The 19,765-nt window shown below is 72.7% G+C and carries 17 protein-coding genes; 8 read left to right on the top strand and 9 right to left on the bottom strand.

Annotation, left to right across the window (positions count from 1 at the left end; translation table 11 throughout):
• Nucleotides 1-28 precede the first annotated feature (28 nt).
• The 4 genes from U8525_RS07745 to thiL all read right to left on the bottom strand — a co-directional run bounded on the left by U8525_RS07745 (nt 29) and on the right by thiL (nt 3,343).
• A complete protein-coding gene (locus U8525_RS07745; RefSeq protein ID WP_014400067.1) occupies nt 29-397 on the bottom strand; it encodes a response regulator in 369 nt (122 codons plus the stop codon).
• A 71-nt stretch (nt 398-468) separates the two neighbouring features.
• Nucleotides 469-891, bottom strand: coding sequence for a chemotaxis protein CheW (locus tag U8525_RS07740; RefSeq protein ID WP_374263190.1), 423 nt, complete (start codon nt 889-891; stop codon nt 469-471).
• A gap of 51 nt (nt 892-942) precedes the next feature.
• Nucleotides 943-2,316 (bottom strand): methyl-accepting chemotaxis protein, encoded by a 1,374-nt coding sequence (locus tag U8525_RS07735; protein WP_374263187.1) that lies wholly within the window; start codon nt 2,314-2,316, stop codon nt 943-945.
• Between the two features lie 64 nt (nt 2,317-2,380).
• Nucleotides 2,381-3,343 (bottom strand): thiamine-phosphate kinase, encoded by a 963-nt coding sequence (gene thiL, locus U8525_RS07730; RefSeq protein WP_374263184.1) that lies wholly within the window; start codon nt 3,341-3,343, stop codon nt 2,381-2,383.
• Between the two features lie 117 nt (nt 3,344-3,460).
• On the opposite strand from thiL, the gene U8525_RS07725 reads away from it, so the two are divergent.
• Nucleotides 3,461-4,594 carry an aquaporin gene (locus U8525_RS07725; protein ID WP_374263181.1) on the top strand — a complete coding sequence of 378 codons (1,134 nt, stop codon included), beginning with the start codon at nt 3,461-3,463 and terminating at the stop codon, nt 4,592-4,594.
• 123 nt (nt 4,595-4,717) lie between these two features.
• Nucleotides 4,718-6,070: an MgtC/SapB family protein gene (locus tag U8525_RS07720; protein WP_374263179.1), complete on the top strand. Its 1,353-nt coding sequence runs from the start codon at nt 4,718-4,720 to the stop codon at nt 6,068-6,070.
• A 70-nt stretch (nt 6,071-6,140) separates the two neighbouring features.
• Here U8525_RS07720 and U8525_RS07715 read toward each other — a convergent pair whose 3' ends face one another.
• Together U8525_RS07715 and U8525_RS07710 are read right to left on the bottom strand one after the other, a co-directional pair.
• On the bottom strand, nt 6,141-7,637 hold the full coding sequence (locus tag U8525_RS07715; protein ID WP_374263176.1) for an ATP-binding protein: 1,497 nt from the start codon (nt 7,635-7,637) through the stop codon (nt 6,141-6,143).
• The gene (locus U8525_RS07710) at nt 7,634-8,359 is read right to left on the bottom strand and encodes an ATP/GTP-binding protein (RefSeq protein ID WP_374263173.1); all 726 of its coding nucleotides are present in this window, start codon (nt 8,357-8,359) and stop codon (nt 7,634-7,636) included. The genes U8525_RS07715 and U8525_RS07710 overlap by 4 nt, the downstream gene beginning before the upstream one ends.
• Before the next feature lie 271 nt (nt 8,360-8,630).
• Between U8525_RS07710 and U8525_RS07705 the strand changes: the two genes are divergently transcribed.
• The 5 genes from U8525_RS07705 (at nt 8,631) to U8525_RS07685 (ending at nt 15,344) form a co-directional block, all read left to right on the top strand.
• Nucleotides 8,631-9,170, top strand: a complete 540-nt coding sequence (locus tag U8525_RS07705; RefSeq protein ID WP_374263170.1) for a GNAT family N-acetyltransferase — start codon at nt 8,631-8,633, stop codon at nt 9,168-9,170.
• Nucleotides 9,171-9,429: 259 nt separating this feature from the next.
• Nucleotides 9,430-11,301, top strand: coding sequence for a PilT/PilU family type 4a pilus ATPase (locus U8525_RS07700; RefSeq protein ID WP_374263699.1), 1,872 nt, complete (start codon nt 9,430-9,432; stop codon nt 11,299-11,301).
• 1 nt (nt 11,302) lies between these two features.
• Entirely contained in the window at nt 11,303-12,409 is a 1,107-nt protein-coding gene (locus U8525_RS07695; RefSeq protein ID WP_374263167.1) for a type IV pilus twitching motility protein PilT, read from the top strand.
• Between the two features lie 119 nt (nt 12,410-12,528).
• A complete protein-coding gene (locus U8525_RS07690; RefSeq protein WP_374263165.1) occupies nt 12,529-12,966 on the top strand; it encodes a DUF5684 domain-containing protein in 438 nt (145 codons plus the stop codon).
• A 236-nt stretch (nt 12,967-13,202) separates the two neighbouring features.
• Entirely contained in the window at nt 13,203-15,344 is a 2,142-nt protein-coding gene (locus U8525_RS07685) for a TonB-dependent receptor (RefSeq protein ID WP_374263162.1), read from the top strand.
• Here U8525_RS07685 and U8525_RS07680 read toward each other — a convergent pair.
• The 3 genes from U8525_RS07680 to U8525_RS07670 all read right to left on the bottom strand — a co-directional run bounded on the left by U8525_RS07680 (nt 15,298) and on the right by U8525_RS07670 (nt 19,199).
• On the bottom strand, nt 15,298-17,295 hold the full coding sequence (locus U8525_RS07680; RefSeq protein ID WP_374263159.1) for an ATP-dependent DNA helicase: 1,998 nt from the start codon (nt 17,293-17,295) through the stop codon (nt 15,298-15,300). The two genes, U8525_RS07685 and U8525_RS07680, sit on opposite strands and share 47 nt — an antisense overlap.
• A 147-nt stretch (nt 17,296-17,442) precedes the next feature.
• Nucleotides 17,443-18,201: a hypothetical protein gene (locus U8525_RS07675; protein WP_374263156.1), complete on the bottom strand. Its 759-nt coding sequence runs from the start codon at nt 18,199-18,201 to the stop codon at nt 17,443-17,445.
• Nucleotides 18,198-19,199 (bottom strand): site-2 protease family protein, encoded by a 1,002-nt coding sequence (locus tag U8525_RS07670; RefSeq protein WP_374263153.1) that lies wholly within the window; start codon nt 19,197-19,199, stop codon nt 18,198-18,200. The genes U8525_RS07675 and U8525_RS07670 overlap by 4 nt, the downstream gene beginning before the upstream one ends.
• Before the next feature lie 214 nt (nt 19,200-19,413).
• On the opposite strand from U8525_RS07670, the gene U8525_RS07665 reads away from it, so the two are divergent.
• Nucleotides 19,414-19,761, top strand: coding sequence for a hypothetical protein (locus tag U8525_RS07665; RefSeq protein WP_120551649.1), 348 nt, complete (start codon nt 19,414-19,416; stop codon nt 19,759-19,761).
• Nucleotides 19,762-19,765: the final 4 nt, after the last annotated feature.

Below are 19,765 nucleotides of genomic sequence, written 5' to 3'. Positions count from 1 at the left end.
GGGTGGGCGCGGCCCCTCGCGCGCCGATTCAGGCCTCGCCCAACACCTTCTTGACGACCGCCAGCACGTCCTCCGCCCGGAACGGCTTGACGATGAAGTCCGAGGCGCCCGCCTCGATGGCCTCCATCACCAGGCTCTCCTGCCCGAGCGCCGAACACATGATGACGACCGCGCTGCTGTCGGCCTTGATGATTTCCCGCGTCGCCTCGATGCCGCTCTTGAACGGCATGACGATGTCCATCGTCGTGAGGTCCGGCTTCAACTCCTTGAACTTCTCCACGGCCTCCAGGCCGTTGGCCGCCTCACCGACGACCTCGAACCCTCCAGACGCAAAGATGTCCTTGATCATGTTGCGCATGAAGATGGCGTCGTCGACGACCAGCACCCGCTTAGCCATGTGAAGAACTCCGCCTCCGTTTCAGGCCTAGAGGGAGCGCACCCTATCACCGGCCGTTTCCAGGGGGCTACTCACTTGGAGGGAGTGAACAAGGCAACGACCGCCGCATCAAGTCCTTCCGGATCCAGCACGGTCACTCCCAGGCCGCCCAGGCGGGCAATGCCGCGCACCGCGGGCATGGCCTTGCCCGGCGCCGCGCTCACGCGCTCCACCGCCTCGATGCCGTCCACGTCCGTGACCAGCAGCCCCAAGTCCCTGCGACCCCGGTCCAGTAGCACGACCCGGCACTGGGGCGTGGGACCTTCTGGCAGGTGCAGGAGCTGCCGCAGCTCCACCACGGTCACCACCCGGCCGCGCAGGTTCATCACCCCGGTGATGGCCGCCGGGGCGCGGGGCACCCGCGTGTAGCGCTCCGGGGGCACGACGACCTCCCGGACGGCCGACAAGGGCAACCCGTAGCGTTCCTTCTCGACCCGGAAGATGACGTGCCGCACGGTGAAGCCCCTTGCGCCGGAAGGCGGCGACAGGCGGGGGGGACGGGGCGCTCAGGGCCCCAGGCGGAAGCTGCGCACCACGCTCTGCAGCTCCACGGAGAGGTTGGTCAGCTCGCTCGCCAGCGACGTCATCCGTGACACCGCCGCCGTCTGCTCCTGGATGACGGCCTGGATGGCCTCCGTGGAGCTGGCGTTGTTCTTCGCCACGAGCTTGATCTCCTCGATGGCCTTCACCATCTCCTCGCTGCCCTTGAGCTGGTCGCGGGTGCTGTCGGAGATGAGCGTCACCTTCTCCGCGCCCTTGCGCGCGGTGTCGGTGATGGCCCCCATGGAGCGCATGATGTCGGTGAGGTCCTCACGGCCCTCCGCCAGCTCCGCGATGCCTTCCTTCATGGCGCTCACGACGGAGGTGGACTGGCCGGAGATGTCGCGCGCCAGGCGGGAGATCTGCTCCGCGGAGCGGCCCGCGCTCTCCGCCAGCTTGCGCACCTCGTCCGCCACCACCGCGAAGCCGCGGCCGTACTCGCCCGCGCGCGCCGCCTCGATGGTGGCGTTGAGGGCCAGGAGGTTCGTCTGCTGCGCCACCTGGGTGATGGCGTCGACGATCTTGGAGATCTCCTGCGTCTTCTCGCCGAAGGCGAACACCTGCTGGCTGGCGGACTCGATGCGGTTGAAGACCTTCTTCACCTTGTCGCCCGCGAGCCGCGCCGCCTTGGAGCCGTCCTCCGCGCTGCTGCTGGTCTCCGCGGACGTGCGGGCCGCGTCCAGGGCGCTGGCCGCCGTGCGCTCGATGCTGCCGGCCATCTCCGTGATGACCTTGGAGGCCCGCGACACCAGCTGCGACTGGGTCTCCGCGCCGCTGGCGATCTTCTCCATCGACGAGCCCACCTCCTCCGTGGACCCGTTGACGTTCTCCGCGCTGCGCTGCAGGTCGATGGCCGTGTCCGCCACGCTCTTGGCGGTGTCCTGGATCTTGCCCACCAGCTCCCGCAGGTTCTCCTGCATGCGGGAGATGGCGCCCGTCAGCTCGTCGATTTCGTCGCGGGTGCTGTGCACCTCCGCGGCCACGGGCTTGGACAGGTCGCCCTGGGAGATCTCGAAGGCGGAGCGGCTGAGCACCTTCACGCGGGTGACGCGCGCCAGCAGGGACGGCAGGAACGTGGCGCAGCCGAAGGTGATGAGCACGCCCACGCCCACCCGGACGATGAAGCCCCAGCGGCCCCAGGACGCGTCGAAGACGCTCTCCGTGCACAGGAGCCACGTGCCCAGCAGCAGGCCCAGGAGGATGTACCCGGTGGTGATCTTCCGGTGCAGGGACTGCTCGCGGACCACCTTGGGGCCCTCGACGGCGCGCAGCAGTCGCTGCACCGGCTCGCGTCGGGGGGTGAGGCCGGAGGAGGGGTCGTCGCGAAGGGGGCGGCGCACGGAGTGCCTTCAGCGGGAGGGGCGGAAAACAGCCCAGGGGTTTAGCCTTGCTGTCCGGTACGGGTCAATCATCCGGCCGGCTCCGCCTGCCTGACCGGGCGAAGTGATCGTATCCCCCGGGCGGGTCCAGCAGGCGCCCCCCTGAGTCCCGAAACCGCAACCTCCGCTCCCGGGTCAGCGCCCCCACGCGCGTCACCGCCTGCCCGGCGCGGGCGCAGGCCCGCTCGAACGCCCGCGTGCGCGAGGGGGGGATGGCGAGCAGCAGCTCGTAGTCCTCCCCTCCCCGCAGGGCCCCCTCCGGCCCCAGCGCCGCGCGCACGGCGGGCGACAGGGGCAGCCGGTCCAGCGCCAGCTCCGCGCCCACCCGGGACGCGGCGCACAGGTGACCCAGGTCCTGGGCCAGCCCGTCCGACACGTCCATCCCGGCGGAGGCGAAGCGCGCGGCCAGCCTGCCCAGGGCGACGCGGGGCGCCGGGCGGCGCTGGCGCGTCACGGCCGCGCCCCGCCGGACGCCGGCCTGGAGGTGCTGGAGCCCCAGGCGCGCGTCGCCCAGCGTGCCGGAGACGTAGAGCCCGTCCCCGGGCCGGCCCCCCGAGCGGGTGAGGGGCGGATGGGACAGCTCCCCGGTGACGGTGAGGGTGACGGACACCTCGCGCGCGGAGGTGAAGTTGCCGCCCACGAGCTGGATGCGGTGGGCCTTCGCGAGCGCGGCCATGCCCCGGCCCAGCGCGGACACCTCGCGGGCGGGGAAGTCCCGGGGCAGCGCGAGCGCGCAGACGAACCAGCGCGGCGTGGCGCCCATGGCGGCCAGGTCCGACAGGTTCACCGCGAGCGCCTTGTGGCCGATGTCCGCGGCGGAGAACGTCGCGCGGGTGAAGTGCACGTCCTCCACCACGGCGTCGGTGGTGACGCACAGCGCGCCCTTCGAGGGGGCGAGCACGGCGCAGTCGTCCCCGGGGCCCACCGGCACCCGCGCGCGCGGGAAGCAGGCGAGGAAGCGTTGGATGAGGTCGAACTCGCCGGGCATGGACGGCACTGAAGACCACGCCCGCGCCCGGGGACGCAATGACGACCCGCGAACGGCCAGGCGGGGCCCGGGCCCATGGCGTTGACGGTGTCAGGGGGCCCAGGCATAGGACAGGGAGTGCCCTCCTCCTCCACACCCATGGACCTGCGCCGCCGGTTGGTGACGGAAGCGCTGGGGTGCGCGCTCTTGGTGGTGGCGCTGGAGGGGTCGCACCACGTCGCGGAGCACCTGGGCGCGAGCGCCACGGAGGGACGCCTCTTCATGTCCCTGTCGTGCGGCGCGGTGCTGGCGTGCCTCCTGTGGGTGCTGCGGCCGCTGTCGGGCGCGCACCTGAACCCGGCGCTCACCTTCGCGGACGCGCTGGGGGACCACACGCCCTGGCGCGAGGTGCCGCTGTACGCGCTGGCGCAGCTGTCCGGCAGCCTGGTGGGGCGGCTCGTCGCGCACCGCATGTGCAACGAGCCGCTGCTGCTCACCGCGAGGATGCCCGCGGCGGACGGGGCCCGCTTCCTCACGGAGATGGTGGCCACGTTCGGGCTGCTGGTGGTGGTGCGCGGCTGCGTGCGCACGCGCCCGTCGGCGACCCCGCTGGCCATGGCGGGGTACGTGGCCGCGACGGTGTGGTTCACGGACTCGCGCTCGCTGGCGAACCCCGCGCTGGTGCTGGCGCGCGCGGCCAGCGCCCACGCGGGCGTGATGAGCCCCTGGGAGGTGGAGTCCTTCGTCGCGGCGCAGCTCCTGGGCGCGGCGCTGGCGGTGTTCCTCTTCCGGTGGCTGCTGGGCGGCACGCCGCGGCCCGCCGCCACGGCCGTGGAGACCGTCGTCTTCGAGTGCGCGGAAGCCGGCCCCGCGCACCTGGCCGCGGCCCTCTTCAACGCGCTGGCGCACCCGGACCGGGCGCGCGCGGTGGTGTCGCCGCCGCCGGGCTCGGGCCTGGATGACGGGCCGCCGCCGGCCGTGGAGGCGCTGATGCGGGAGGCGGGCCTGCGCGCCGCGCCGCGGCGCGACCGGAGCATTCCCGCGGCCCACTACGTCCTCATCGACGTCGCGGGTCACGCGCCCGGCATGGACGCGCGCGTGCGGGAGCGCTGGTCGCTGCCCGCGCTGTCATTGAAGGACGAGGCCGGCGCGAAGGCGCTCCTGGCGGCGCTGCGGCCCCGGCTGCATCAGCTGCTCGCGCGCCAGGGCTGGGAGCGGCTCCAGGTCGTGAGCGGTGGCGCCGCGCCGGAAGGCCCCCGCGCCCTCACCTGACCGCGGGCCGCGGCGGGCCGGCAGCGGCGCGAAGCGTGGAGGTCCAAGGGTTCGCGCGTGACGGGGTGCGGCGTTGACGTCGGCCCGACAGGCGAGCATGAGAGACAAAGAGAGGTTCTTCGCATGATGGAAGGCTTGCCCCCCGTCGTCTCCTGGCCGCCCCTCCAGACGCTGATGCGGCTGACGCTCGCGCTCGCGGTGGGCCTGTTCGTCGGGCTGGAGCGCGAGTGGCGCGGCAAGGAGGCCGGCCTGCGCACCTTCGGCTTCGCGGCGCTGCTGGGCGGCATGGGCGGCCTGCTGGGCCCGAGCTTCGCGCTGCTCAGCCTCGCGCTGCTGGGCGTGCTCCTGTGCTTCCTCAACTGGCAGTCGCTGCGCGCCAACGGCGGCGCGGAGCTGACCACGTCCGCCGCGCTGCTCGTCACGGGCTTCACCGGCGTGCTGTGCGGCCTGGGCCACACGGTGACGCCCGCGGCGGTGGGCGTGACGACGGCGGGCCTGCTCGCGTGGAAGGAGCGGCTGGCCACCTTCAGCCACAAGATCACCGCCGAGGAGCTGCGCAGCGCCATCCTGCTGGCCATCCTCGCCTTCGCCATCTACCCGGTGCTGCCCGCGCAGCCGGTGGACCCGTGGGGCCTCATCGAGCCGCGCGCCGCGTGGGTGACGGTCATCCTCATCGCGGCCATCGGCTTCGTGAACTACCTGCTGTGGAAGGTGTTCGGCGCGCACGGCGTGGAGGTGACGGGGTTCCTGGGCGGGCTGGTCAACAGCACCGTCACCGTGGCGGAGCTGGCCAACCGCGTGCGCGAGACGTCCGGGCGCCTGCTCGACGTGGCCTACCGGGGCGTGATGCTGGCCACCGCCGCCATGGCGCTGCGCAACGCCGTGCTGCTGGGGCTGCTCTCCCTCCGTGCGCTGGTGGACTCCGCCATCCCGCTGGTGCTCATCCTCCTGTCCAGCACGGGCCTGGCGCTGGTGCGCTCGCGCGTGGAGGCCACGCCCGGCGCGGAGCCCCCCACCCTGCCCCTGAAGTCGCCCTTCTCCCTGCCGTCCGCGCTGAAGTTCGGCCTCATCTTCCTGGTGCTCCAGGTGGTGGGCACCGTGGGCCAGACGCTCCTGGGCCGCTGGGGCTTCTACGCGGTGAGCGCCGTGGGCGGCCTGGTGTCCAGCGCGTCCGCGGTGGCGTCCGCCGCGTCGCTGTGCGCCAACGGCATCATCTCCCCCACGACGGCGGGCGTGGGCGCCATCATCGCGTCGCTCGCCAGCGCCGCCATCAACTTCATCCTCGTGGCGCGCGTGTCGGAGCAGCGCTCGCTCACGCTGCGGCTGGGCCGGGCGCTGGGCGTCGTGATGGTGCTGGGGCTCGTGGGCGCGTTCGTGCAGACGCGGCTGCCCACGTTCCTGCCGGCGGACCCCGGAGGCGCGGGCCTGCTCAAGCCCCACGCCTCCGGACAGCCCCTCGCGGACGAGCCGCGGTGACTCAGACGCAGGAGTAGGTCGCGTCCGTCCAGCCCCGCTCGCCGGCGGACGGGCGCTGCACGTACCGCGGCTAGAAGCGGTCCGGCTCCGGCACGGGCGGCGCGGCGGTCAGCCCGCGGTCGTGCATGGGCGGGTGCAGCGGCAGCTGCACGATGAAGCGCGAGCCGTGGCCGAACTCGCTCTCCACGCGCACCCGGCCGCCGTGGCCCTCCACCAGGCTCTTCACGATGGCCAGGCCCAGCCCCGCGCCGCCGAACTCGCGCGTGGAGCTGCCGTCCACCTGGTAGAAGCTCTGGAAGATGCGCTCGAACTCCTCGGCGCGGATGCCCACGCCGGTGTCCTCCACGCTGATGCGGTAGCCGGGCACGCCCAGCTCCTGCTGCATCGCCGCGTCCGACAGCGTCACCTTCACCCGGCCGCCCGCGGGCGTGAACTTCACCGCGTTGGCCAGCAGGTTCACCACCACCTGGCGCAGCTTGTCCAGGTCGCCCGCGAGCCTCGGCTGCGGCGTGTGCGGCAGCCGCACCTCCAGCTCCAGGCCCTTGCGCTGCGCCTGCGGCAGCACGCTGGAGACGGCCGTCTGGATGACGTAGCCGGGGTCCACCGGCGCCATGGACAGGCGCAGGCGGCCCGCTTCAATCTGGCTCAGGTCCAGGAGCGAGGAGATCATCGAGAGGAGCGTCTCGCCCTTCTCCACGATGGTGCGCACGTACTGGAGCTGGTCCGGGTTGAGCGGCCCGGCCAGCCCCTCCGCCATCATCTCCGAGTAGCCCAGGATGGACGCGAGCGGCGTGCGCAGCTCGTGGCTCACCGTGCCCAGGAAGGTGGACTTCAGCCGGTCCAGCTCCTTGAGGCGCGCGTTCGCCTGGAGCAGGCGCGCGTTCTGCGCCTCCAGCTCGCGGTGCACCTCCAGCGTGGACTCCAGGTGCAGGTGCGTGGCCAGGTACGCCTTCTGGCCGCTGGCGACGAGCGCGCCCAGCACCTGGCCGAAGTGGCCCAGCACCTGCGCGGCGGTGCGCTCCGGCACGCGGCGCACGCGGCCCAGCAGCTCCTGGGCGCGCTCCAGGTCCAGCCCCTGGATGCCGGTGAGCGTCTCCGGGAAGTCCGTCAGCTCCTCCGGCGTGAAGGGCCCCAGGATGACCCGGCCCAGCAGGTCGCCGTCGTAGCGCACCGGCATCACCACGTAGCGCAGGCCGGTGAAGCAGGTGAGCGCGATGAGGCCCGCCGCTTCCGACACGTCGCCGTCCGCCACGCGCCCGCCGGCCTCCGGCAGCACGGGGCCGTCCTTCACCCGGCCCACCATGGCGGTGCACGCGTGGCGGCCGTCCGGGAAGGAGAAGACGTAGGCGCAGAAGTCGCCGTGGCCCACCTTCACGTCCGCCAGCTTGTTGCCGCGCGTGTCCAGCACCTTGATGCCCACGCGGTACAGGTCGCTGAAGCCCTTCACCACCTCCGTGAAGGACGGCAGGTCCAGGAGGTCGCCCAGGGACAGCCGCCGCTGGAGCGCGGACTCGCGCCGGGGCGCGCTCGCGCTGTTCCGGGGCCCGCCGCCGGCCGCGCCGTTCATGGCGCCCTCCCGCTCTCCCGGCCGCCGGGCATGGCGCCGGGCGCGTACCGCCCCTCCAGCGCCGTGCCGCTCAGGTCGATGTGCCGGAAGATCTGCCCCAGGAACTCCTCCTCGGTCAGGCCCACGTTGCGCGACAGCTGGGCCCGCGCCTCCAGCGCGCGCCAGGCCGTCTGCACCACGGCGTGGAAGGTCTCCACCACGCCCTCGCCCCGCACGGCCACGGAGCCCACCACCGGCTGGCTGCCCCGGCGCTGCACCTCCGCCAGCTCCGCGTCCGTCAGGCTGTCCGGCAGGTCCCGCTTGTTGAACTGGATGACCACCGGCACCTGCTGGGGATCCAGCTCCATCTCCCGCAGGTTCTCCTGCAGGTTGCGCCAGTAGGCGTTGTTCTCCTGGGCCGCGCCCCGCCGGCTGTCCGCGATGAACACCACCGCGTCCGCCCCCTGGAGCACCACGCGCCGGGTGGCGTTGTGGATGACCTGCCCGGGCACGGTGAAGAGCTTCACCTTCACCTTGAAGCCCGTGGAGGTGGAGAAGAAGACGGGGAGCAGGTCGAAGAAGAGCGTCCGGTCGTCGTGGGTGTCCACCGACAGGAGGCGCCCTCGCACGTCCGGCCGCGCTCGCGCGTGCAGCTTGCGCAGGTTGGTCGTCTTCCCGCTCAGCCCGGGGCCGTAATAGACGATCTTGAGCGTCAGCTCGCGCTGGGCGTGGTTGAGTTGCAAGGGGCGGGACTCGGACCGAGGGGGACCCGGACAGCCGTTTTATAATGGCCCCACGCCCCGCGCGGAAGGCCGCTCGCGGTCCAGGCGGCGGGGCGTGACGCGTCTTCCCGGAATGACGCTCTCCCAGGTGGCGTTTCGAGAGATTCCTGCTCCCCGCTTTGGGAGGAGGACGTCTCCCCACACGGAAAACAGGACACTGCGCGCGGAATGATCGCGTGCATGGGTACGGGGGGACCGGTTAGGATCGCGGACGCGACGGAGGAGCAAGGCGATGACGATGAAGCAGGTGGACCCTGGCGTCGAGGTGGCGGCCCCCACGCCGGTGCTGGAAGGAGCGACGCCCCCCAACGAGCTGGTGAATGGGGTCAAGTTCGGTCCTCCCACCGACGAGGACCTCACGACGGTGTCGGCCCTGCGCGCCAACTCCGAGCCGTGGAAGAGCCGGGGTGAGACGCAGGAGGAGAGCCTCAAGGCCCTCACCCAGCTGCGGCCCTTCCTCCACGTGGCGCGCAGCCAGAACCAGGTGGTGGGCTACGTGACGGTGGAGCGCGACGGCCCGGTGCCGGGCGCGGCGTACCTGCGCAACATCGTGGTGAAGCCGGAGCTGCGGCGCCACGGCGTGGGCGCGATGCTGCTCGACAAGGCGCTCGAGGCGGCGCGCGACATGTACCGCAAGACCATCGCGCTGCGCGTGGATCCGGCGAACGCCCCGGCGGTGGGCTTCTACCGCAAGGCGGGCTTCACCACGGTGGCCACGGTGGTCTCCAAGAAGTCCGGCAAGCTGCGGCTCCTGATGTCGCGCGAGCTGTAGTCCGCGTCACCCCAGCGAAGCGGGTTGGACCCGACGGGAGCGGCCCTCACACGGCCACTCCCGTCGTGCGTTTGCGGGCATGTCCCCCCGGGTGACCTGGGGCGTGGCGGTCGACTATCCTCGCGGGAGTTCCCACCCCGCCGGGCCTGACGCACGGCAGCGGTGGGGCCTCTCCCGAATGAAACCGCTCGCGGAACTGCTGCGTCATCTGTCGCGTCCTGGAATCACCGAGCTGGCCCTGGCCAGTGGCCGTCCGCCGATGGTGCGCGGCGCCAACGGGTACGAGCCCGTCGACCCCGGGGCCCTCTCCACCGATGAGCTCGTGAAGGCCCTCCATGCGATGGTGGGCGCGGCGCGGGCGTCCACGGTGTCGGAGACGCCGGTGCAGTGGCAGGTGAACGCCACCGGCCTGGGCTCCCTCAACATCGCGGCGGTGCGCCGGGGCGAGCTGATGAACGTGCGCCTCACGCGAGGCGCGGAGGGCGCGGCGCAGGCTCCGGCGGCACCAGCGGCGCCCTCGCGGACGCCCTACGCGGAAGTGCCCGCGGTGGCCGCCCAGGCCCCCTCGCGGACACCCTACGCGGGAGTGCCCGCGGTGGCCGCCCAGGCCCCCTCGCGGACACCCTACGCGGGAGTGCCCGCGGTGACCACGCCGGACGTGGCGGCGCGGGCCGCGCAGCCGGGTGGCGTGGGCTCGGGCGCCACCGCGCAGCCCGGCGGCTTCGGCGCGGGGGGCGCTCCCCCACGCGGAGCTTCCGGCCCCGCAGGCGCTTCGCCCCAGGCGGGCGCGGCATCCGCCTACGGCGCAGCGGCGCCTCATGCGGGCGCCACCGGATACGCGGGGGCTCCGACCCACGCGGGCGCGGCGACCCACACGGGCGCGACAGCTCACGCGGGCGCGGCGGCCCATGCGCCCACCGGCGCGAATCCCCCCGCGCGGATCATCCCCATCTCGCGCGCGGCCTCCGCGCCGGGCCGCGACCTGGCCGTGCTGCTGGAGCAGGCGCGCAGCATGAACGCCAGCGACCTGCACCTGGTGGCCGGGCGCCCTCCGCTGCTGCGCCTCGCCGGGGAGCTGCTCCCGCAGGACACGCCGCTGTCGCCGGAGACCGTGGAGCGCCTGCTGCTCCCCATCATCCCGGAGCGGCTGCGGCACGTGCTGGAGAAGGACGGCAGCGTGGACTTCGCGCTGGACTCCGAGGACACCGGCCGCTTCCGCGTCAACGTGGGCCGCCAGCGCACCGGCCTCAAGGGCACCTTCCGCGTCATCGCCCGCGAGATCCCCACCCTGGAGTCGCTGGGCCTGCCCCCGGACATCGCCAAGGCCACGCACCACCACCAGGGCCTCATCGTGCTCACCGGCCCGTCCGGCCACGGCAAGACGAGCACGCTCGCGGCGCTGGTGGACATCATCAACCGGGAGACGACGCACCACGTGCTCACCGTGGAGGACCCGGTGGAGTACGTGCACCCGCGCAAGCGCGCCCTCATCAGCCAGCGCGAGGTGGGCACCAACACCCGCACCTTCGCCAGCGCCCTCAAGGGCAGCCTCCGCGAGGACCCGGACGTCATCGTCGTGGGTGAGCTGCGCGACACGGAGACCGTGCGCATGGCGCTCGCCGCCAGCGAGACGGGCCACCTGCTCATCAGCACCATGAACACGCCCAGCGCGGCGAAGACCATCGACCGGCTCATCGACCTCTTCCCGCCGGGGGATCAGCAGCAGGTGCGCCTGTCGCTCTCCAGCGGCCTGCGCCTCATCGTCAGCCAGCGGCTGATGCCCAGCGCGGACGGCAAGTCCATGGTCGCCGCCGCCGAGGTGCTCACCGGCTCCGTGGCCCTGGGCAACCTCATCCGCGACAACAAGACGTATCAGATCCCCTCCCTCCAGCAGCGCGGCAAGTCGCTGGGCATCATCCGCTTCGAGGACTCGCTCGCGGACCTGGCGCGCTCCGGCAGGGCGACGCTGGAGACCGTGAAGGGCTTCGCGGAGAACCCGGACGAGATCGAGGCCATGGTGACGGGCAAGCGGCCCGGCTCGGCCCCCACCGTGCCCCCGCCCGCCAGCGCCCAGGAGGGCGCGCGGATGCTGTCCAAGGTGGGCTCACTGCTCGGCAAGAAGGGCGCCTGACATGACGGACACTCCCCGCATCGCGGCCTGGTTCGACCTCCTGCTCGACAGGAAGGGCAGCGACCTGCACCTGAGCGTGGGCTACCCGCCCATGGGCCGCATCCGCGGCGAGCTGGTGGCCCTGCGCGACGAGGCCCTCACCTCCGACGAGCTGGAGTCGCTGCTCTTCGAGATCTGCTCGCCCGAGCAGAAGCGCCAGATCGTCGAGGAGCTGGACCTGGACTTCGCCTACGGCTACGGCACCAAGGCCCGCTTCCGCGCGAACTACTTCTACAAGATGACCGGCATCGGCGCCGTGTTCCGCACCATCCCCAGCAAGGTGCTGTCGCTGGAGGACCTGAAGACGCCGGAGGTGGTGCGCAAGATGGCGGACCGCCGCAGCGGGCTGGTGCTGGTGACGGGCCCCACGGGCAGCGGCAAGTCCACCACGCTCGCGGGGATGATCAACCACATCAACAAGACGCGCGCCGCGCACGTGCTCACCGTCGAGGACCCGGTGGAGTTCGTGCACGAGTCGCTCAAGGCCCAGGTCACCCACCGCGAGGTGGGCCCGCACGCGTCCAGCTTCGCCACCGCCATCCGCTCCGCCGGCCGCGAGGACCCCAACGTCATCCTCATCGGTGAGCTGCGCACCAACGAGACCATGAAGCTGGCGCTCCAGCTGGCCAGCTTCGGCGTGCTCGTCTTCGCCACGGTGCACACCAACAGCGCCCCCGCCACCATCGACCGCATCATCAACTCCTTCCCCGCGGACGAGCAGGGCCAGGTGCGCGGCATGCTGGCGGAGTCGCTGGCCGGCATCGTCGCCCAGCAGCTCATCAAGACCGCGGACGGCAAGGGCCGCGTCGCCGCGCTCGAAATCCTCGTGGGCAGCCCCGCCATCGCCGCGATGATCCGCGAGGGCAAGGTGTTCCAGATCGCCTCCAAGATGCAGGCCGGCCAGGGCCAGGGCATGCAGACCCTGGACATGCACCTGGAGCGCCTGGTGAAGGACGACGTCATCCTCCCCGACGCCGCCCTGGAGAAAGCCCAGGACAAGGAGAATTTCGTGAAGGTCATCCAGCGGCTGAAGCCGGACTGGGCGGTGCCGGAGACGCTGAAGGCGTGAGCGACGCCCCGGGCGGGGGAAGGCATTTGCATTCTCCCCCCGACTTCGCCTTTGTTCGGAGGTGAACTTGGACCCGCCCCGGCGGGGAGGGTCCCACACTTCCGAGGGGGAAGTCCGTCATGAATGAAGAGCAGGCAGAGTTGATGCGGCAGGCGATGGAGCAGCAGCAGGCGCAGTCCGCCGGGCCGTTCGCCATCGTGATGTCGATCATCTATCTCGCGGTCATCGCCGTCGCGATCGCGGGGATGTGGAAGATGTTCGTCAAGGCGGGGCAGCCCGGCTGGGCGGCCATCGTCCCCATCTACAACCTCTACATCCTGCTCACCATCGTGGGCCGGCCCATCTGGTGGCTTGCGCTGTTCCTGCTGTGTCCGCCCGCGGGGCTCATCGCGGGCATCATCGTGAGCATCGACCTGGCCAGGTCCTTCGGCAAGGGCACGGGCTTTGGCATCGGCATCGCGCTCCTGGGCTTCATCTTCATCCCGATGCTGGGCTTCGGTGATGCGCAGTACCAGGGCCCGGCCGCTGCTGGCGGCGGTGGCATCGCCACGGCGTAGTCCCCCGCGGCGTTCCAGCCGTGAACGGCGGCGGTGGAGTGGCCCATGCGGCACCTCACCGCCGTTCGTGTTTCATGCGTCCGCCATCGCCCGGGAGCCCGACTTCCAGTAGAGCGGGCGGGATGCCTGCACCGCGAGCCTCCTCCCACCCCTCGCTCACCTCCCGCTGCGTCCTGGCGTTGCTGCTGCCCGGAGTGGCCGCCGCGCAGGCACCTGGGGAAGGGCTACTGGCGCGGGTGGAAGCAGCATCCGCCGCGGCACCTCCGGAGGCCCCGGCGGCCCCGACCGTTGGACCGGCGCCGGCCCCAGCGCCCCTGCCCACAGCGACTGCGTCGGACGCCGACGCGCCTCCCGACACCGGCACGGGCACGGTCATCACCGCGACGCGCCTGCCGCGGCCCCTGCGCGACGTGCCCGCCACCACGGTGGTGATTCCCCGCGCGGAGATGGAGCGCAGCCCCACGCTCACGCAGGACGCGCTGCTCCGCACGCTGCCGTCCGCGGCCACCTTCCGCCGCACGCCGTCCCTGGTCGCGGACCCCACCGCGCAGGGGCTCAACCTGCGCGGGCTCGCGCCCTCGGGCGTGGCTCGCGGGCTGGTGCTCCTGGACGGGCTTCCCTTCAACGACCCCTACGGCGGCTGGGTCTTCTGGCGCGCCCTGCCCCGCCTGGGCCTGGACCGCGTCGAGGTCGTCCCCACCGGCGGCTCCGCGCTCTATGGCAGCGCCGCGCTGGGCGGCGTGGTGCAGCTCTTCTCGCGGCCCATCACCGGCCCGGTGCTCGACGCCGACGTGTCCGTGGGCAACCTGGGCACCGGCTTCGCCGCCGCGCGCCTCGCGGACCGCTGGGGCCGCGTGGGCGCGTCGCTGGAGGTCGAGGGCCTCACCAGCGATGGCTACGCCATCGTCCCTGAAGGCCAGCGCGGCCGCATCGACGGCGACACGCCCTCCAACCACGTCAGCGCCCAGGCCCGCGTCGAGGCGGAGGCCACGGACCACCTCGCCCTCTCCGCCCGCGCGGGCGTGTTCCGCGAGACGCAGAACGGGGGCACCCGGTACACCATCGCCAGCGTGGACCTCGCGTGGTTCGCCGCGAGCGCCCGCCTCCGCACGGACGGGGCCGGCGCCTTCGAGCTGGGCCTCTACGGACGCAGCCAGGACTTCTCCCAGGACCGCGCCCGCGTCAGCTCGGCCCGCAACTCCGAGTTCCTCTCCGCCTACCAGGGCGTGCCCGCGAACGACCAGGGCGGCTCGCTCGTCTGGACCGGTCCGGAGATGACGCTGGGCGGAGCCCACGTGCTCGCCGCGGGCGTGGACGCGCGCCGCGCGCACGGCAAGGCCGACGAGCTGCTCCTCCCCGCCACGTACACCCCCACCACGCTCTACGCGCGCAACACGCGGGGCACGCAGGTGTCCGGCGGCGTCTTCGTGCAGGACCTCTACACCGTGTCCCCCGCGCTGGAGCTCGCCGGCACGCTGCGCTGGGACGCGTGGCGCGACCTCGACGGCCACCAGCTGGAGAGCTTCGCGAACGGCACCACCACCGCCAGCGACTTCGCGCCGCGCACCGCCCGGCAGCTCAGCCCGCGCCTGGCCGCGCGCGTGCGCCCGCTGGACTGGCTCACCCTGCGCGCCTCCGCCTACCGCGCCTTCCGCGCCCCCACCCTCAACGAGCTCTACCGCCCCTTCCAGGTGGGCACCGTCCTCACCGCCGCGAACCCGGGCCTGGGCGCCGAGCGCCTCTGGGGCACCGAGGCCGGCGTGGAGGCCACCGGCCCGCGCGGGCTCACCGGCCGCGTCACCGGCTTCTGGAACGTGCTGGACGCGCCCGTCACCCACGTCACCCTCGCCGCGCCCCTGCCGGACGGCGCCACCCGCCAGCGCCAGAACCTGGGCCGCGCCCGCGTGCGCGGCGTGGAGCTGGGCGCGGACTGGCGCGTGTCGCGGCGGTGGACCGCGCTCGCCGCGTACACCTTCGTGGACCCCGTCGTCACGCGCGCCCCCGGCCAGCCCGACCTCGTGGGTCTCCAGCTTCCGCAGGACCCCAGGCATCGCGGCGCGCTCGCGGTCACCTTCGACGACCCGTCCATCGCCTCCATCACCGCGCAGCTGCGCGTGCTCGGCCCGCAGTACGAGGACGACCTCAACACGCGCGGCATGGGCGGCGCGGCGGTGGTGGACCTGTTCGTGAGCCGCCACCTCCTCTGGAAGGTGGACGCCTTCGGCGCGGTGGAGAACCTCTTCGACCGGCGGTACCTCGCGGGCCGCGCGGGCGTGGACACGCTGGCCCCGCCCTTCCAGGCGCGCGTGGGCCTGCGCCTGCGCGACGTGCTCAGCGAATCGAGCGCACGGGCGGCACCGGGCGCACCGGGCCGTTGAACCAGCGGCTCAGCTCCGTCGTGTCGTCCATCCGCTTCGCGGGCGGCAGGCTGGAGAGGAACACGCGGCCGTAGCCCTTGGTCACGATGCGGCGGTCCAGCATCGCCACGATACCCCGGTCCGCCTGCGTGCGGATGAGCCGCCCGAAGCCCTGCCGCAGCGCCAGCGCCGCCTGCGGCAGCTGGTACTGGTCGAACGGCTCCTCCCCGCGCGCCTGAAGCTGGCGGATGCGCGCGGCCACCAGCGGGTCCCCCGGCGACGCGAACGGGAGCCGGTCGATGATGACCAGGCTCAGCGCGTCCCCGGGCACGTCCACGCCCTCCCAGAAGCTGTGCGCGGCGAAGAGCACGCTGGGCGTCTGGCGGAAGGCGTCCAGCAGCTGCTGCTTGGGCCGCTCCCCCTGGAGCAGGGCCTGATAGGGCAGCCGCGTCGCCGTCAGCTCGTACGCGCGCACCATGTTGCGCAGGGACGTGAAGAGCACGAACGCGCGCCCGCCCGTCACCTCGCACAGCTGGAGGATCTCCTCCGCCGCCGCCTCGATGAAGCCCGGGGCGCTGGGGTCCGGCAGGTGCGTGGGCAGGTACAGCGCGGACTGGCGCGGGAAGTCGAACGGGCTGGGCACCGCCAGCGTGCGCACGCGCGTCACCGGCTGGCCCTCGTCGTCGTACAGGCCCATGCGCCTGGCGAAGAAGTCGAAGCGGCCGTCCGCCGCGAGCGTCGCGGAGGTGAACACCACCGTGTCCAGCGCGCCGTAGAGCCGGTCGCGCAGCTCCTTCGCCACGTCGATGGGGCTCGCGCGCAGGAACAGCCCCTTGCCGCGCGCCTCCGCCCAGTAGACGTGGTCCGCGGACTCGGACTTCTCCAGGAAGGTGAGCTGCTCCGCCATCTCCTCCGAGCGGCGGTGGATGGCGGCCAGCTCCGGCTCACGCTCGCTGCCCGCGAAGGAGGCCAGCGCGGCCAGGCCCTCGCGCACCTGCTCCAGCGCGCCGGACAGCTTGCCCATGGTCTCCGGGCGCAGCGCCACGGTGGACTCCTGGCTGGACAGCCCCAGCGCGCGCGGCGCCTGGAGGAACAGCGCGTCCGCGTGCGAGCGCACCCGCTGGGCCAGCGCGGAGAGCGTCGCGTGCCGCTCGTCCTTCGCCGGCAGGGCCGCCACCGCGTCGCGCGACAGCTCCTCCAGCCGGTAGTTGGACACGCCGCACCCGAAGTGGCCGCTGGCAGCGTCCTCCAGCGCGTGCGCCTCGTCGAAGATGACCGCGTCGTAGAAGGGCAGCACGCCCTCCGTGCGCTTGCCGGAGCTGCGCAGCGCCAGGTCCGCGAAGAACAGGTGGTGGTTCACCACCAGCAGGTCCGCGGCCTCCGCGCGCTTGCGCATCCGCGTGACGAAGCACGTCTCGTACTGCGAGCAGCGCGAGCCCAGGCACGTCTCCGACGTGGTGGACAGCCGGGACCACGCCGCGAAGGACTCCGGCAGGTCCAGCTCCGCCCGGTCCCCCGTCTCCGTCTGCGTCACCCACTTCTTGAGCAGCGGCCACTGCCTCGCCTCCTCCCGGGAGACGAACTGGGGGTCCTTCTCGAAGGACTCGTAGCGGTGCAGGCACAGGTAGTTGCCGCGCCCCTTGAGGTACGCCGCCTCGAAGCGCAGCCCCAGCTTCTCGCTGAGCAGCGGCAGGTCCTTGAAGAACACCTGGTCCTGAAGCGTCTTCGTGGCCGTGGACACCACCACCTTGCGCCCCGACAGCAGCGCGGGCACCAGGTAGGCCAGCGTCTTGCCCGTGCCGGTGCCGGCCTCCGCCAGCAGGTAGCTGCCCTCGGAGAAGGAGCGCTCCACGGCGCGCGCCATCTGGAGCTGCTCCGGGCGGTGCTCGTACGCGGGCAGCGCCTCCTCCAGCGCGCCACCGGGCCCCAGCAGGCTGTCGACAGAGAGAGGGCGGGGCGCGGGCGCGGACATGCTTCGGTTCGGGGGCAGGAGGACGGAAAGGCGGCCCCGCAGGATAACAGCGCGCGGCGTCCCCCGCGCGTTCCCTGACGCGGGCGGAGGGCCCTGTCCCCCGCCCGCCCGGGAGGCGGGCCAGCCAGCCCACCGCCGGCCTTCCTCCTAGAAGGCGCCGCGCAGCACCTGCGCGAGCACGAGCAGGAGCACCAGGGCCACCACCAGCACGGAGCCCATCACCACGTTCTTCACCTTGCGCGCCGTCGCCGGCGACGGTCCGTCGGAGGCGAGCGGCACCGCGGTCGTCACCCGGCGCACCACCTCGTCCCGCCCGCGCTGCGCCTGGGCGTCGTGCGGCGCCCGGGCGAGCCGCAGGCGGTACAGCCGGCCCGCCATCGCCAGCTCTCCCCGCAGCAGCGCCTGGGCCAGCAGGCGGTCGTGGGCGTCCCAGTCGTGCCACGCCTCCAGCAGCGCCCGCCACTCCCCGGCCAGGACCTCGGAGGGCTGGTGCTCGTCCGGGATGAAGTTGGCGAAGACCAGCCCGCACGCCGAGCAGGACACGGCGTCCTCGCGCATGGGCGCCACGCACTTGGGGCAGTGGCCCGGCGGCGCCTGGAACGGGTCTCCCTCCAGCGCGGACGGCGCCTCCGCGCGCACCACGCGCAGCGCGGCGACGCCGGACCACGAGGGGACCCCGGCGAGTTCCACCGCGGGCACCACGGCCGCGGCGGCGTCGCCTCCGAGCGCGACCCGCTCCTCGGCGCGCGCGGAGGCGGGCCCCGGCGGCGAGGCCGGCCTGGAGGTCGAGGGGGCCGCCCGCGTCCACGCCCCACACGCCGGGCACGCCACGGCCAGCGCGCCGTCCTCGAGGACGTAGGCCTCCACCTTGACCAGCCGGTCGCAGCTCTCGCACTGGTACTTCATGACCACACCTCGCGCAGGGGGACGGGCATCGCGCACCCTACCAGCGCCAGCAGGCACAGGGCGCAGATGACCTTGCGCGAGCGGCTCAAGGGCTCCTCCGGCCGCAGCACCTCCGGGTGGCCGAAGCCCACGACCTTGCTCGCCACCACCAGCCACAGGCCCCACGACGCGGTGACGAAGACGGTGAGGAAGAGCAGCACCCCCGCCACGCCCTGGCCCACCCAGCGGGCCCTGGGCCCCAGCACCGCGAACGTCAGGTGTCCGCCGTCCAGCTGCCCCACCGGCAGCAGGTTGAGCAGCGTCACCAGCAGGCCGAACCACGCGGCCATCACCACCGGGTGCACCACCACGTCCTTGCCCTCCGGCACCGGCCCCAGCGCCAGCCACGTCAGCGCCTTCATGAAGAGGTTGTCGCCGAAGAGCGTCTGGTGGCTCGTGTAGACGGGCTCCATCGCGGGCGCCGCCTGCGTCACCTTCTCCATCCCCCAGCGCAGCAGGTTCTGCCCCAGCACCCACAGCGAGGACTCCCCGGGGAACGAGGACGGCACCGACGGCGAGTCCACCACCGTGGAGTGCAGCAGCCCCCAGTAGAGCAGGGGCAGCGCCACCACCAGGCCCGCCAGCGGCCCCGCGGCGCCGATGTCCACCAGCGCGTTGCGCGTGGGGATGCGCCCGCGCAGCCGGATGACCGCGCCCAGCGTGCCCAGGCTCCCCGGCACCGGCAGCGGGATGAAGTACGGCAGCGACGTGTCCACCCGGTGCCACCGCGCGAGCACGTAGTGCCCCATCTCGTGCGAGCCCAGGATGGCGAGCAGCGACGCGCTGAAGAACAGCGCCTGCGTCCGGTCCTCGGCCAGGAGCCCCCCCTCGCTGAACGGGAACGAGCGGCCGAAGAGCAGCAGGTACGCGAGGAACGTCGTCCCCAGCGTCGCCGCGAACAGCAGCAGGTGCAGCCAGACGCGGGGCGGGGTGGGGCGCGGAACGGAAACCGGGTGCATGCGCGAAGATGCCTCACAGCCGCAAGGGGGGCGACCGGTCCTGAGTCTCCCGGCGGACGAATTGTCCAACACAACTCGGAATAACCCGGCCCGGGTCCTTGACTTGGAAATGTCTTCTGCTACGAACCGCGCCGCTGGGGGTCTTACCGAACGGCGGAGCGCCTGTCCGGGCTGTCCGCCACCTTCCAAGCCATTGTCTGTTGGGGAGATAACCATGAAGAAGTTCATCCTGTCCGCCGTCGCCGCCGCCTCCCTCGTGGGCTGCACCAGCGTCGAGTCCGCCGTGGTGTCCGGCTCCGAGATCGCCGCCAATGGCGAGGCCGTGGCCGTCATCCAGGGCAGCTCGCTGGGCCTGACCGCCATCTTCCACATCATCGACATCGTCCAGAGCGACCTGGACACGGTGGTCAACAAGCTCCTCATCACCGAGGCGAAGGCCATGGGCGCCTCCAAGGTGGACCTGAAGTCGGCGAGCACCACGCCCCGTCACGGCATCTTCGCCCTGTTCGGCACCATCATCGGCATCACCAGCTCCTCCGCGACCGGCGTGGCGGTGAAGTAGTCCG

Source organism: Corallococcus sp. RDP092CA (genome assembly GCF_041903675.1).
Taxonomy (GTDB): Bacteria; Myxococcota; Myxococcia; order Myxococcales; family Myxococcaceae; genus Corallococcus.
Note: the sequence above shows the minus strand (reverse complement) of the source record. Positions and strands in the feature narration are given on the sequence as shown.